The sequence below is a fragment of the Stenotrophomonas sp. FR012 genome, assembly GCF_047520565.2.
Taxonomy (GTDB): Bacteria; Pseudomonadota; Gammaproteobacteria; order Xanthomonadales; family Xanthomonadaceae; genus Stenotrophomonas; species Stenotrophomonas sepilia.
The window spans coordinates 359,634-372,710 of the sequence record NZ_JAXBQL020000002.1 but is presented as its reverse complement, the minus strand read 5'-3'; the positions used below and the strand labels follow the sequence as shown (position 1 = coordinate 372,710).

General features: G+C 66.8%; 15 protein-coding genes. 3 read left to right on the top strand and 12 right to left on the bottom strand.

Going from position 1 to position 13,077, the window contains the following annotated elements:
* Positions 1 to 75: 75 nt before the first annotated feature.
* The 11 genes from ACM0O9_RS05850 to ACM0O9_RS05800 form a co-directional block, all read right to left on the bottom strand.
* Entirely contained in the window at positions 76 to 711 is a 636-nt protein-coding gene (locus tag ACM0O9_RS05850; protein ID WP_414603719.1) for a nucleotidyltransferase family protein, read from the bottom strand.
* Positions 687 to 1,748: an XdhC family protein gene (locus tag ACM0O9_RS05845; protein ID WP_414603720.1), complete on the bottom strand. Its 1,062-nt coding sequence runs from the start codon at positions 1,746 to 1,748 to the stop codon at positions 687 to 689. Before ACM0O9_RS05845 ends, ACM0O9_RS05850 begins: the two co-directional genes overlap by 25 nt.
* Positions 1,749 to 1,757: 9 nt before the next feature.
* Positions 1,758 to 3,962, bottom strand: coding sequence for an aldehyde oxidoreductase molybdenum-binding subunit PaoC (gene paoC, locus ACM0O9_RS05840; RefSeq protein WP_414603721.1), 2,205 nt, complete (start codon positions 3,960 to 3,962; stop codon positions 1,758 to 1,760).
* Positions 3,962 to 4,912, bottom strand: coding sequence for an FAD binding domain-containing protein (locus ACM0O9_RS05835; RefSeq protein WP_188238595.1), 951 nt, complete (start codon positions 4,910 to 4,912; stop codon positions 3,962 to 3,964). Before ACM0O9_RS05835 ends, paoC begins: the two co-directional genes overlap by 1 nt.
* The gene (gene paoA, locus ACM0O9_RS05830; RefSeq protein WP_019336581.1) at positions 4,909 to 5,556 is read right to left on the bottom strand and encodes an aldehyde dehydrogenase iron-sulfur subunit PaoA; all 648 of its coding nucleotides are present in this window, start codon (positions 5,554 to 5,556) and stop codon (positions 4,909 to 4,911) included. Before paoA ends, ACM0O9_RS05835 begins: the two co-directional genes overlap by 4 nt.
* A 253-nt stretch (positions 5,557 to 5,809) precedes the next feature.
* A complete protein-coding gene (locus tag ACM0O9_RS05825) occupies positions 5,810 to 6,328 on the bottom strand; it encodes an SEL1-like repeat protein (RefSeq protein ID WP_134729285.1) in 519 nt (172 codons plus the stop codon).
* An 88-nt stretch (positions 6,329 to 6,416) separates the two neighbouring features.
* On the bottom strand, positions 6,417 to 7,148 hold the full coding sequence (locus tag ACM0O9_RS05820; protein ID WP_414603722.1) for a hypothetical protein: 732 nt from the start codon (positions 7,146 to 7,148) through the stop codon (positions 6,417 to 6,419).
* Between the two features lie 127 nt (positions 7,149 to 7,275).
* Positions 7,276 to 7,791 carry an Ohr family peroxiredoxin gene (locus tag ACM0O9_RS05815; protein ID WP_414603723.1) on the bottom strand — a complete coding sequence of 172 codons (516 nt, stop codon included), beginning with the start codon at positions 7,789 to 7,791 and terminating at the stop codon, positions 7,276 to 7,278.
* Between the two features lie 21 nt (positions 7,792 to 7,812).
* Positions 7,813 to 8,580, bottom strand: coding sequence for an SDR family oxidoreductase (locus tag ACM0O9_RS05810; RefSeq protein ID WP_414603724.1), 768 nt, complete (start codon positions 8,578 to 8,580; stop codon positions 7,813 to 7,815).
* Between the two features lie 126 nt (positions 8,581 to 8,706).
* Positions 8,707 to 9,738, bottom strand: a complete 1,032-nt coding sequence (locus tag ACM0O9_RS05805) for a LysR family transcriptional regulator (RefSeq protein ID WP_414603725.1) — start codon at positions 9,736 to 9,738, stop codon at positions 8,707 to 8,709.
* Positions 9,735 to 10,043, bottom strand: a complete 309-nt coding sequence (locus ACM0O9_RS05800; protein ID WP_414603726.1) for a sigma factor-like helix-turn-helix DNA-binding protein — start codon at positions 10,041 to 10,043, stop codon at positions 9,735 to 9,737. Before ACM0O9_RS05800 ends, ACM0O9_RS05805 begins: the two co-directional genes overlap by 4 nt.
* A gap of 89 nt (positions 10,044 to 10,132) precedes the next feature.
* Between ACM0O9_RS05800 and ACM0O9_RS05795 the strand changes: the two genes are divergently transcribed.
* The 3 genes from ACM0O9_RS05795 (at position 10,133) to ACM0O9_RS05785 (ending at position 12,029) form a co-directional block, all read left to right on the top strand.
* Complete coding sequence (locus tag ACM0O9_RS05795; protein WP_139727109.1) at positions 10,133 to 10,612, top strand: carboxymuconolactone decarboxylase family protein; 480 nt, start codon at positions 10,133 to 10,135, stop codon at positions 10,610 to 10,612.
* Positions 10,613 to 10,667: 55 nt separating this feature from the next.
* Entirely contained in the window at positions 10,668 to 11,072 is a 405-nt protein-coding gene (locus tag ACM0O9_RS05790) for a cupin domain-containing protein (RefSeq protein WP_125436986.1), read from the top strand.
* 75 nt (positions 11,073 to 11,147) lie between these two features.
* Positions 11,148 to 12,029 carry an RNA polymerase sigma-70 factor gene (locus ACM0O9_RS05785; protein ID WP_414603727.1) on the top strand — a complete coding sequence of 294 codons (882 nt, stop codon included), beginning with the start codon at positions 11,148 to 11,150 and terminating at the stop codon, positions 12,027 to 12,029.
* Positions 12,030 to 12,143: 114 nt separating this feature from the next.
* Here ACM0O9_RS05785 and ACM0O9_RS05780 read toward each other — a convergent pair whose 3' ends face one another.
* Positions 12,144 to 13,064, bottom strand: coding sequence for an MBL fold metallo-hydrolase (locus ACM0O9_RS05780; protein WP_414603728.1), 921 nt, complete (start codon positions 13,062 to 13,064; stop codon positions 12,144 to 12,146).
* Positions 13,065 to 13,077 lie beyond the last annotated feature (13 nt).

Sequence of the window (13,077 nt, the reverse complement as noted above, 5' to 3'; positions counted from 1 at the left end):
GACTCTACAGGGCTGCGAGGGTTCGGGCTCCGGCTCTACCGCTAGTCACCTGCGCGACAGGCATTGGCCCAGTGATCATGCGGGTGACCCCTCGGCATCGATCCAGCCCGCATCGCGCACACGCGCAAGATCTTCTGGCGTATCGATATCCAGGCCCAGTTCCGGTGCCTGCAGGACATGCACCGTATCGACGGGAAGTTGCCGCAGGCGCGCTCCAAAGCCGCGGTCACCGCTTGCACCCACTTGATTGAACCATGCGTGCGGCACCACTGCAGGAACGCCAAGCGCATTTCCGTGGCGGGTGCCCGCGCACCCTGACGCCGAGACGCTGGCACCCGAAAGCAGCGCCTGCAGATGGGAGCGCTCGATTGCGGGCTGGTCGCATGCCACGACCATCACCGCGGTCACCGTGGGCAGCAGGCGTGCGCCGGCAACCTGCAGACTGCTCGCCAGGCCGCGTTCCCAGTGGTGGTTGGTTACCGGAGTGGCCTCCAGCCCGGCAATGCTGGATGTCACGGCCTGTGCGTTCGCGCCGACCACGACCAGTACCTGCGCTGGCGCGAGCTCCCATGCCAACCGCACCACGCGATGTACCAGGGTCTCGCCCTGCCGGGTCAGAAGCTGCTTGGGCTGGCCAAGTCGGGTGCTCCCGCCGGCAGCCAGCACGACAACCGCATGCGCGTCAGTCACCTGCCGTGCGCGCTTCGCCATTGCTGCAGCTGCGCGGCGATGCTGAGCGAAATCGCCTCTGGCCCTCGGCCGCCGATGTCCAGGCCGACAGGTGATCGAAGTCTCGGGGAAAGGCGGTGGCGCTGATCCGGTGTCAGCAGCTTGAACAGGTCCTCGCGCCTTCGCCGCGGACCCAGCAATCCAATGAACGCGACGTTGGTATCAGCCAGGGCCACCAGCGCCTCCCGGTCCAGTTCGAAATCGTGATGCATCACCAGTGCCGCGTCGCAACGGTCGCCATGAAGGGCCTCGGCCGGGCTGGTCTGAAGATGCGCATCTGCGCACTGCCCGGCTGAGGCCCAGCGCGCTCGCCGTTCGGCCACGCTGACCCGCCACCCCAGGCCCCGCAGCAACGGAACCAGGGAGGGCGTTTCGGGACCGCCCCCCAACACCAGGGCCCGCGGAAGCCGGGGCAACGGCAAACGCCACGCACCCTCGCCAAAGGGCTGCGTACCCTCCATCGGATGCAGCTGCCACGCCTGCTCGTGATGGCCGGCACGGAAAATGACCTGCCCCGACGTGCGAAGGTCGCGCTGGAGTGACACACCCTCGCGCAACCAAGCCTCGATGACGTCGTCGATGCCGGCCATGGCACGCAATGGCAGGAGCGCAATCCGCAGCCGGCCGCGGCAGCCGAGCGCGGACCCACTCAACAGGTCGTCGTCACTGCGGGTGTCGATCTCGATCCAGTCGACTCGCCCTGCCGCGCTCACCTGCTCCGCCCGTCGCGCGAGCTCGGGCTCCAGGCATCCGCCGCTCAGCCAGCCGACCTGGCTGCCGTTGCAGAACAGCACCATGTCGCCGGCACCGGCGTAAGTGGACCCATCGGTTTCCAGCACCAGCGCGAGCACGGCGTGCTCCCCCGCGTGCACGCGCGTCAAGGCCGTCTCGAGTACGCCGCGCGGGCTGCCTTCGGCGAGGAAGCCCGGCGCTGCCGACAGGTGCTCGGCAAGATCGCAGGGCTCCCCTCCGCCTGCGACGGAGGCCTCCAGAGTGGGCGAGGCTGCGGGTCGGTCCATGCGCAAGGGTCAGCCCACGTCGGGCAAGCCGGGCAGCAGCTTGTCCAGGGTAATGGGATAGTCGCGCACGCGCACGCCGGTTGCGTTGTAGACCGCATTGGCGATCGCGGCGCCGACCCCGCAGATGCCCAGTTCACCCACACCCTTGGCCTTCATCGGCGAGATCACCGGATCCAGCGTGTCGAGGAAGACCACTTCCTGGTGCGGAATGTCGGCGTGCACGGGAACCTCGTAGCCGGCCAGGTCATGGTTGATGAACAAGCCAAGCCGTTTGTCGACCACCAGCTCCTCCATCAGGGTCGCGCCCGCACCCATCACCATCCCGCCGATGACCTGGCTGCGTGCGGAGAGCGGATTGAGGATCCGGCCGCCATCGCATACGGCAAGCATGCGGCGGATGCGCGTCTCTCCCGTGTAGGCATGCACGGCAACCTCGCAGAAATGCCCTGCATAGGTGCCGACGTCGTAGCCTTGCTTGAATTCGCCGAAGGCAATGCCGTCCTCCGCCGAGAGTGTCCCCGCTTCTGCCAGCTTGATCGTCCGACCGCCCACCTGGATGCGGCCATTGGCGAAATCTGCGGTGTCGCCGTCGAAGCCCAGTTTCTCGCCCACCTTGCGGCGCAGGCTGACGCACGCCGCGTACACGCCTGCGGTGGAGCTTGCCGCGCCCCACTGGCCGCCGGAACCGGCGGAGGCGGGATGACGGGAGTCGCCGAGGGTCACCTGGACCCGCTCCAGCGGCACGCCCATGGTCTCGGCTGCCGTCTGCGCGATGATCGTGTAGGAGCCGGTGCCAATGTCGGTCATGTCGGTCTCCACAATCACCCCGCCCTGGCCATCAAGCCGGACCCGCGCCGCGGACTTCATTGTCGGTGCGCCGCGATAGCCCGCAGACACGCCCATGCCGACCAGCCAGTCCCCTTCCCTGACCTGCGCCGGCCTGGGGTTGCGCTTGTTCCAGTTGAAGCGCTCCGCGCCTTCGCGCAGGCAGCGCACCAGGTTGCGGTCGGAGAACTTCTTGGACGGATCGCCGGGTACCACCTCGGGCTCGTTGAGGATGCGGAACGCGATCGGGTCGAGACCCAGCTTCTCGGCCATTTCGTCCATCGCCACTTCCAGCGCCATGTGGCCCGGTGCTTCGCCCGGTGCGCGCATCGCATTGCCTTCGGGCATGTCGAGCGTGGCGATGTAGTTGGCCATCAGACGGTTGGCGCCCGCATAGAGCTTCGGCGTCTGCAGAGTGCCGTTCTCGCCGTCCTCGCCGTTGATGTTGCCCGACCAGTTCTCGTGGGCGATGGCGGAGATCCGGCCATCCTTTCCGCAGCCGATCCGCACGCGCTGGAGGGTGGCGTGCCGGTGCGTGGTGTTGTTGGGCATCAACGGGCGTTGCAGCGCGATCTTCACCGGCCGCCCGACCTGCTTGGCCGCCAGCGCGGCCAGCACCGCGTCGGCACGGATGAACAGCTTGCCGCCGAAGCCGCCGCCGATATAGGGCGAGTCCACACGCACCTTGGCAGGATCGATGCCGAGGATCGCCGCCATGCCCTGCCTGGCCCAGTCGATCATCTGGTTCGCCGTCCACAGCGTGAGCGTGTCACCCTCCCAGGCGGCGATGGTGGCGTGCGGCTCCATCATCGAATGACTTTCGTCGGAGGTGTGGTAAGTCTCGTCGAGCTTGATCGCGGCGCCCGCGTAGGCAGTGTCGAAATCGCCCAGCGCCTGCCGGTCGGGCTTGCCGTCACGCCCCTTTGCCAGCGGCGCGGACGGTGCCAGTGCGGGAAAATCGAAGCGGCCCTTGCTGCGCTCGTAGCGGGTGCGGATCAGCGCCGCGGCGGCGCGGGCCTGCTCGAAGGTCTCTGCCACCACGCAGGCGATGGCCTGGTGGTAGTGGGCCACCTCGGGTCCGCCGAACAGCGGCGCATTGTTCCAGTTCGATTTGCCGACCGGCTTGGTTTCCGGTGCGGTGATGACCGCCAGTACGCCGGGCGCGGCACGTGCGCGGGAGGCATCCATCGAAATGATGCGCCCCTTGCCGATGCCCGCACCGACGATGTAGCCGTAGGCCTGGTTCGGCGCCACGTCATGGCGCTCGTAGGCATAGGGGGCGGTACCGGTGGTCTTGCGTGGACCGTCGATGCGCGGCGTCGACTTGCCGACGACCTTGGCCTTGTCGAACAGGTTGTCGCCGGCGGGGGCGTTGAATTCAAGGGGCATCAGCGCTCTCCTTCCACCAGCACCGCCGCGAGGGTGCGCTCGGCGAGCGCGATCTTGAACGCGTTCTCCCGCGTCGGACGGGCACCGGCGAACACCTGCCGGGCCGCGGCCTTTACGCCGTCGCGCAGCAGCGGTTCGGCTGCCTCGACGCGCCACGGCTTCGGCGCAACTCCACCGAAGGCGAACCGCGCCGAGCCGTCACGCTGCACGACCGCGGCGACCGACACCAGTGCGAACGCATAGGACGCGCGGTCACGCACCTTGTGGTACACGTGCCGACCGCCCAGGGGCTTCGGCAGCGTGACGTGGGTGATCAGCTCACCGCGCTGCAGCACGTTGTCCTGCTGCGGCTTGTCGCCGGGGGAACGATGGAAATCGGCAATCGGGATGCTGCGCGTACTGCCGTCACCCCTGACGGTCTGGATCGAGGCGTCCAGCACCCGCAGGGCCACCGCCATGTCGCCCGGATAGGTCGCGATGCAGCTGTCCGAGGTGCCGATCACGCCCATCTGCCGGGAGAACCCCTCGAGTGCGCCGCAGCCGGATCCGGGCAGGCGCTTGTTGCAGGGCAGATTGGGATCGTAGAAATACGGGCAGCGCGTGCGCTGCAGCAGGTTGCCGCCGGTGGTGGCTTTGTTGCGCAACTGCCCGGAAGCACCTGCCACGATCGCGCGGGTCAGCACCGCGTAGTCGCGGCGCACGCGCTCATGCGAGGCCAGTGCGGTATTGGTGACCAGCGTGCCGATGCGCAGGCCGCCTTCGTCGGTGGGTTCGATCCTGTCCAGGCCGATGTCCTGCACATCGACCAGGTGCGCTGGCGTCTCGACCTCCAGCTTCATCAGGTCGAGCAGATTGGTCCCTCCAGCCAGGAATTTCGCGCCCTCGGTACCGGCGACGGCCCTGGCGGCCTCGGCCGGGGATTTCGCGCGTTCGTAACTGAAGGCCCTCATGAGCGCCTCCCTGCAGAGGTCACGCCAGCGACCTCTGCCATCGCCTCGGCAATATTGGAATAGGCGCCGCAGCGGCAGAGGTTGCCGCTCATGCGTTCGCGCATTTCCATGTTGGTGGCCTGGGGCCGTGCGCTGACATCCGCCTGCACATGGCTGGGGACACCCCGCTTGATCTCGTCCAGTACCGCCACCGCCGAACAGATCTGCCCCGGCGTGCAATACCCGCACTGGTAGCCATCATGCTTGATGAAGGCGGCCTGCATCGGATGCAGGTCATCGGGGGTTCCGAGGCCTTCGATGGTGGTGATGGCATCGCCCTGGTGCTGCACCGCCAGGCTGAGGCAGGCATTGATGCGCTCACCGTTGACCAGCACGGTACAGGCACCGCATTGACCGTGATCGCAGCCCTTCTTGGTCCCGGTCAGCTTCAGATGTTCGCGCAGGGCATCGAGCAGCGTGGTCCGGGTGTCCAGTTCAAGTTCCCGCCGCTCGCCGTTGACGGTCAAGGCCACCGTGCTGATGACCGGCGGCCTGGGCGGCGGGGGCGCCGCCAGTTCGGCGGCGAGCGATGATGCCCCCGGTGCGGCGGACATCGCCACGGTCGTGACGCCGCCGGCGATCACCTGGCGACGCGTCAACTTCATTCCTTCATCACAACTTGGCACAGTGACCTCCTGGCGTTCGGGGAAACCCCGTGGCTGGATGGACGCGCTCACACTACCGAAGGGCCACTATGCCCATCTGCGGGGTACAGATCTGTGAAGTCGGCGAAATGTACGACCCGACCAAGGCAGTCAGCCTGCGTGCCTAGAAGAACGTGTTGTAGTAGGTCCGAAGAAATCGACTGCATCGAGCTCTTCCAAGGACACCGGGACTCATTCCCAGCCTGCAGGCCAACTACGGCGGGCTTGACTGAGTTGCCACGCTCGCTTCTCTCGTAGGTAGATGGCTTCTCTCTTCCTCTCGCTTGCTGGCACATCGCAGAGACGCCATGCGAGCCGCCTGCTCAAGTTCGGAATCCGCGGCCTTCACTCCCTTCAATGCGGCACTCTTGAGCCATGCGTATGCCTCACTGGATGACTCACAGTCCTGTTTGTCCCTCAACATGAAGAACACGTTGTACTGTGCAATCGGGTGCCCCAGCGCTGCGGCATAGGCAAGCCACATATGGGAGTTGCCGGCCACGCCTTTGCCCTCAAAGTGGCGCGAAAGTCGAAACGCCGCCTCGGCGTCGCCTGCATCTGCGCGCCCGACCAGCGTGCGTAGCTGCTTGTCATCAAGCTCCGCGCCATCATCCGTTGCGATCGACCCGTCAAGCTCAACTTTCGGCCTGTCCGGTTGAGGGGGCACCTGCGCATTGACCAACCCTGCGCCCGCCAGACACAGGAGAAGACCGGTCTTCTTGAATATGGTCATTTGACGCTGCCCTCGTTCATGAAGGTCACCCGCTCTTCAGGATGAATCCAGTGCCATTCCATTCGGGTGTTCTGTCGATGGCCCGACGCTACAAGGGCGTTGACTGGGAGGGCTCGGGCTCGTGGATGGAGGCCTCCAACAAGGCAACGTAGGTATCGAGCCTGGTGCGAAGGCCGATCAGCATCCAGCCCAGCAGGTACAGCAGCACCATGGCGAAGATGAGCAGTGCGCCTAGCAGGCCAACATCGAAAGCGCCCGCCCAGTCACCCCATTTCCATCCACGGAACTGCAGGTAGAGGGCAATCAACAGCGGGAATGGTCCCAGCCGCTGCAGGCCGCCATACATCATGCCCATGCGCTCCATCATGTTTGTGCGCAAGGTGCTGACGAACTTGAGTCGCCGCTCGCGCTGGACGCGCGGGAATCCGCGAAGCTCGGTCACCACCGCTTGCCAGTGGGCGAAGTCTTCATCCATCTCGCGGGCGTGCGAGAGCCGCGGCTGGCTGAACTGGCGAATGCCCCTGCGGGCGGCCAGGACGCCACCGACAATGAACCCTCCGATTTCGATTGCCAGGCAGGCAACCACCACCTGGAGCACTGCGCCAACAGGCAGCCATCGATCCGGAAGCTGACCAATGAGAATGCCGATGATCGCCGCACCCACGCCGATGCGGAACGCCCACGTCTCCACCCTGCCCGCCTTGGGGTAGATGCTGTGCTCAACCAGCCCCTGCACCCGCTGGTAGAGCCAGTGGAACGTGAGTTCCTGCGAATCGGTCTTCGCGGGCGGAACGAATCCGCCCCGTGCCTGCATGTCCATTGCGCCCCTGCCCACCGGCGTAGATGCCAGCCCCGGCCATCGTAGCCGAGGTTGGCAGGGGTGGCATACGGCCTTGCCGTGTAATCGTGAGGACCAGGAACTTCCCGGAGTCGAGCATGGCTCGACTCTACAGAGGCGAAGCCTGCGGGCCGACCCGCACATGCACCGCATGGCTGACGCCACGATGGAACATCTTGGCGTATGGGCAGACGCGTTCGGTGTTGCGAACGAGTTCGCAGGCCAGGTTCTCATCCATGCCGGGAAGATGTACCACGATCTCGGCCGACAGCAGGTACAGCCCATCTGCTGGATCACGGGCGAAGGTGACCGCCACTTCGATGCTGGGGTTGTGCAGCAGCAGGCCGGCGCGCGCGGCCACCAGCACCATGGCGCCGTGGAAGCAGCCGGCATAGCCCGCAGCCAGCAGCTGCTCGGGATTGGCGCCGCCGCCAGGCCCGTCGAGCTCCGGCGGCAGGCGCAGGTCCACCGCCAGTGCACCGTCGTCCGATCGCACGACGCCGGACGCCCGCCCATGCTGGGCCTGGCCTCCGCTCACCCGCACGCGGCCGGTGTACAGCGGCTTCACGTCGTCGCCGTGGTAGCGGTCCAGCATGGCGGGCGAAGGCGGCTTCAGCTCGGTCATTGGCAGGCGATCGATGGCCGCTCAGGCGGGTTGCCGCTGCAACAGGCCGGAGTGCTGCAGCCAGGCTTCGAAATCGACCTGCCCCAGCCACGCGTGCCCGATCGGCACCAGCGTGTCGATCTGCAGCGGAGCGCCGAAGTACAGCGCCTCGGTATCCGCAACGACCTGCCGGGAATCACCCGTCAGTTGCAGATACCGCCTGGCCAGATCCGCCATCGCGCTGCGCTGCGGCCCGGCGATTTCCAGCACGCCATTGGCTGGCGCCTGCTGCGCGATGCGTGCCACCGCTTCGGCAACATCCTCGGCGGCAATCGGCTGCACGTCGGCGGCCGGCAGCCGCACGGCCGTCCCGTCGCCGGCGGACTGGATGATGCCCGGCAGGAACTCGAAGAACTGCGTGGAATGGATGATGGTGTACGGCAGGCCCGAGTCGCGGATCAGCCGCTCCTGGGCGATCTTGCCGCGGAAGTAGCCACTGGCTGCCAGCTTGCCGGTGCCCACAACAGAAAGCGCGACATGGTGGCGCACGCCGGCACGGGTGGCGGCCGCAAGTATGTTGTGGCCGGCGGTCACGAAGAACGAAAGCACTGCTGCGTCTTCGAACGAGGGCGAGTTGGCCAGGTCCACCACCACGTCGACGCCGTCCATGGCGGCATCCAAGCCCTCGCCGGTCAGTACATCCACCCCGGTGGAGGGCGCTGCCACCACGACCGCATGCCCGGCGACACGCAGGCGCTCCACCACCTTGCTGCCGATGCGGCCGGTACCACCGATGACGAGGAACTTCATTGCGTGTCTCCTGGTATGTAGAGGGGCTGCCGGGTGTGGCCGGGCGCAGGAATCGTAGGCAGCGCGGGCGCGAGGCAGTAGGTCCGTGATCGGCCGCGCACTGTTGCCCGGCACGCACCAGTACGCTCAGGCCAAGGCAGGCTGTGCGCCTGGCTTCAGAGGGGTGGCCTGCTGGCGTGCTTCCCAGTGCGAGATCACATCCAGTTCGAGCGCGCGCACCCGCTGCGTGCTGAAGTCGATGAAGGCACGCACGCGCTTGGGCAGCTGGCGGCGGCTGAGGTAGCACAGGTAGTGGCCGCGATCGAGCGGCGCATGCCGATCCAGGCAGGTCACCACCCTGCCCGCCCACAGCGCTTCACGCACCTGATAGCTGGGCAGCTGGGCGATGCCCAGCCCGTCGATGACGGCCTGCAGGGCCAGGTCGGCATCGTTGAACACCAGTGCAGCAGGCGGCTGAAGGTGTACTTCGGCACCGTCGACACGGAATTCCCAGGGCTGCATGCGTCCGCCCGGCAGGCGCCGCCCGATGCAGGCATGCGTGGGCAGCGTGTCCACCGACGCGGGTAGGCCGTGCACCTGCGCGTACGCCGGTGATGCACATACGACCAGCTGCATCGGCACCAGTTGCTTGGCGATCACCTGGCTGTCTTCCAGTAGGCCGTCGCGAAACGCCACGTCGATGCGATCACCGACCAGGTCGGGGGCCTGCTCGTCCAGCAGCAGCTCCACGGATACCTGCGGGTATTCGGCACGGAAGGCTGCCAGCAAGGGCGCAATCACCCGACGGCCGAAGCCATGGCTGGCACTGATGCGCAGGTGCCCGCGCGGCGGGCCGTCGCGCAGGTCGCGCATTTCCTCCAGCGCCTGCAGGATGCAGGTCACGCCCGGGTTGCAGCCCTCGAGGAACAGCTCGCCTTCGCGGGTGAGCGTGGTCGAGCGCGTGGTGCGCAGGAACAGCCGCACGCCCAGCTGGCTTTCCAGCTTCTGCACGCTGCGGCTGACTGCCGAACGGCCGATGCCGAGGCGGTCGGCCGCGCGCGCGAAGCTGCCCTCGGACGCCACTGCAATGAAGGCCAGCACGCCGGCGTAGCTGGTGGAGAAGGACGCATTGAGCGCATCGTGGCCGTCGCTGGCCGGGCGGGGCGTTGCGGCGTTCATGGGTGGCCTGGCTCCAGGCGGGCACGTTGTGCGTGCAGGTGGCTCCGCGCCAGCGCCAACCGTTGCCTGCACGCGGCACGATCGAGCCCCAGCAGGGGCACGATGTCCTCGAATCCGGCACCCAGCACGTCGTGCAGCAACAGCACCGCACGTGCATCGGGCGGCAGTTCGCGCAATGCGGCCAGGAAGGCCTGCCAGACCTGTTCGCTGGCAGGGCGCGATGCGGTGCGCAGGTGCGATGAGGTGTCCATGCCCGGCAGACGGCCGAGCATCGGCCGCTGTGACAGGACATTGGTGTTTTTCATGCAACAGCGTGGGGTCCGCCCCCCGCCTACCGGCGTTGCAAGTGCAGGCCTAGCCTCACTGTGCCCTTCACACGCTACAGGAACACGCCATGACCGCACGCCTGGATTACGCCGCGCAATCCCCCGAACTGTTCAAGAAGCTCGGTCTGTACTCGCATGCCGCCCACACCGCCTCGATCGAAGCGGCCATCATTGATCTGGTCAACATCCGTGCATCGCAGCTCAACGGCTGTGGCTTCTGCCTGGACATGCACGTGAAGGAAGCCACCCTGCGCGGCGAGCGTCCGCTGCGCCTGCATCACCTGGCGGCATGGCGTGAATCAACGCTGTTCAGCCCGCGCGAGCGCGCCTGCCTGGCCTGGACCGAAGTACTGACCCAACTGCCGGCGCAGGGCGTGCCCGACGAGCTGTACGCACGCGTGCGCGGCCAGCTGTCCGATCAGGAAATTGTCGACCTCACCCACGCGGTGATGGCGATCAACGCCTGGAACCGCGCCAACGTTGCCTTCCGTACCACGCCCGGCACCCTGGATACGGCCTTTGGCCTGGACAAGGCCGGCCTGGCCTGATCCTTCGGCCGCTGCCCCATGCTGCGGCCCCGCTCTACCGCTTTGGAGACCTGCCATGCGTCGCTCTGTTCTGGTCCTGTTTGCGCTGCTGCCACTGTGCGGCGCTGCCGCCACCCCGCCCTCTCCTGCGCCCCAGCCCTTGGTGCGCGAGGTGATGACCCGCGCCCTGCCGGAGCAGCCCGGCAAGGAGGCGCTGATCCTTACCGTGGAGTACCCGCCGGGTGGCGCCGATCCTGTCCACCGCCACGATGCCCACGGCTTCGTCTATGTCCTGGAAGGACGGATCGTGATGGGTGTGGCCGGCGGCAAGGAAGTTACCCTTGGCCCGGGCGAGGCCTTCCATGAAGGCCCGGCCGATCTGCACACCGTAGGCCGCAACGCCAGCGCCACCGAGCCGGCGAAGTTCGTGGTGTTCCTGATCAAGGACATCGGCAAGCCGGCGGTGCTGCCGCCGCACTGATTGCACGTCCGGCGCTGGCACCAACGACAGGTTCCCGGGTGTCACAATCCGGGGACCTGTCCCGTCTACGCTGGCATGGACGAATCCACTGCGCTGTTCTCACGCCTCCGCCCACGCCTGTTCGGCGTGGCCTACCGCATGCTTGGGTCTTCGCACGAAGCCGAAGACGTGGTTCAGGATGTCTGGCTGCGCTGGCATGGCGCCGACCAGTCGCAGATCGAGAATCCGGAAGCCTGGCTGGTGGCGACCACCACCCGTCGCGCCATTGATGGCCTGCGCCTGGCCCGGCATGCGCGCGAACACTATGTGGGCATGTGGTTGCCCGAGCCGCTGCTGACCAATGACACCGCCACGCCCGAGTACGTGCTGGAAACCGCCAACGATCTGTCGGTCGCCTTCCTCAGTGTGCTGGAACGGTTGGCCCCGGATGCGCGTGCGGCTTTCCTGCTGCACGACGTGTTCGATCAGGATTACGCCGTGGTCGCGCGCACCCTGGACAAGACGGAAGCCGCCTGCCGGCAGATCGTGCATCGTGCGCGCCAGCAGCTCCGGCAGGAACGCCCGCGCTACAACGTCCCGCAGGACGTGCACCAGAAACTGCTGCGCCGCTTCGCCGAGGCCGCGTCCAGCGGGGATTTCCGCACGATGAAGGCCTTGATGGCCGAATCGGCCGAGCTGGTGGGTGACGGCGGCGGTATCGTCACCAGCTTCCCCGGGCCGATGGTCGGGGGTGCACGCATTGCCCAGCTGCTGTATGCCCCGCACCTGCGGCGCAGCGCGCAGTTGCGGATGGTGCCGGCCATGCTCAACGGACGGTTGGGACTGCTGCGCTATTTCGATGGCGAGCTGGAGGCGGCGATGGCCTTCGAGACCGATGGCGAGCGGATCACGCAGATCCTGGTGCAGCGCAATCCGCACAAGCTGCAACGTTTGGCCCACCCCACCGCCATCCAGTAGATCCACGCCAGGCGTGGATGGCGTCCGTTGTTGGCCTCGCCCTCGCGGGATTCGAGCGGGGCGCCGATGCGCCCCGTCGAAAACCCTTGCTTGCGCTGTATCCGCAGGATCCGATCAGAAGTCCCAGAACACCGGCACCCAGCGGAACGTCTCGCCCTCCAGCGACACCCGGCCCACTGACGGGAACGGAAGATGCGTGGCCACCAGCATTTCGCCGGTACCGGCCAGTTCCTTCAGCAGAGCGATGCGTACGCGTGCGGATTCCTCCGGATCGTGCTCGAAGCCGTTGTGCCAGTTCGGCTGGTCGAAGCCGACCGCGAACACCGCGTCACCGGCAAAGGTCAGGGCCTGCCCCGCGGACGCTACGCGCACCACGCAGTGGCCCGGGGTATGCCCACCGGTACGGCGGGCCGTCACGCCCGGCGCGATCTGCTGTTCGTCCTGGAAGGTGTGCACATAGCTGCTGTACTCGGCCCAGAAGTGCTTGGCCGTGGCGCGCAGTGCATCGGGGAAGCCCTGCGGCATGTTGGTACGGCTGAAGTCCGGCGACATCCAGAACTCCACTTCCGCGGCTGCGACGTGGATTTTCAGGTCCGGGCGCAGCCGTTCCCTTACGCCTTCAACCAGCAGGCCGCCGACGTGGTCCATGTGCATGTGGGTAATCACCACGTCGGTGATTTCGCCCAGGTTGATACCGGCAGCACCGAGGCGGCGGATCAGCTGGCCGGCGCGCGGCAGCTGCAGGTCGGGGTCCATGCCCAGACCGGCATCGATGAGGATGGTGCGATCACCGCTGTGCACCACCATCACGTTCAATGCCCAGTCGAAGGCATCCTGGGGCAGGTACATCTCTTCGAACCATTGGGCACGGTCGGCGGCCGGCACGTTGTGGCCGAGCATCTGGGTGGGCAACGGCAGGACGCCATCGCTGATCACCAGCACCTCGACGTCGCCCACTTTCAGGGCGTAGCGCGAGGGCACCAGTTCATCGAGGGCGGGAGCAATGGGCGCGGCGGTGTTTTCCATACTGAACATGAGGGATCTCCAC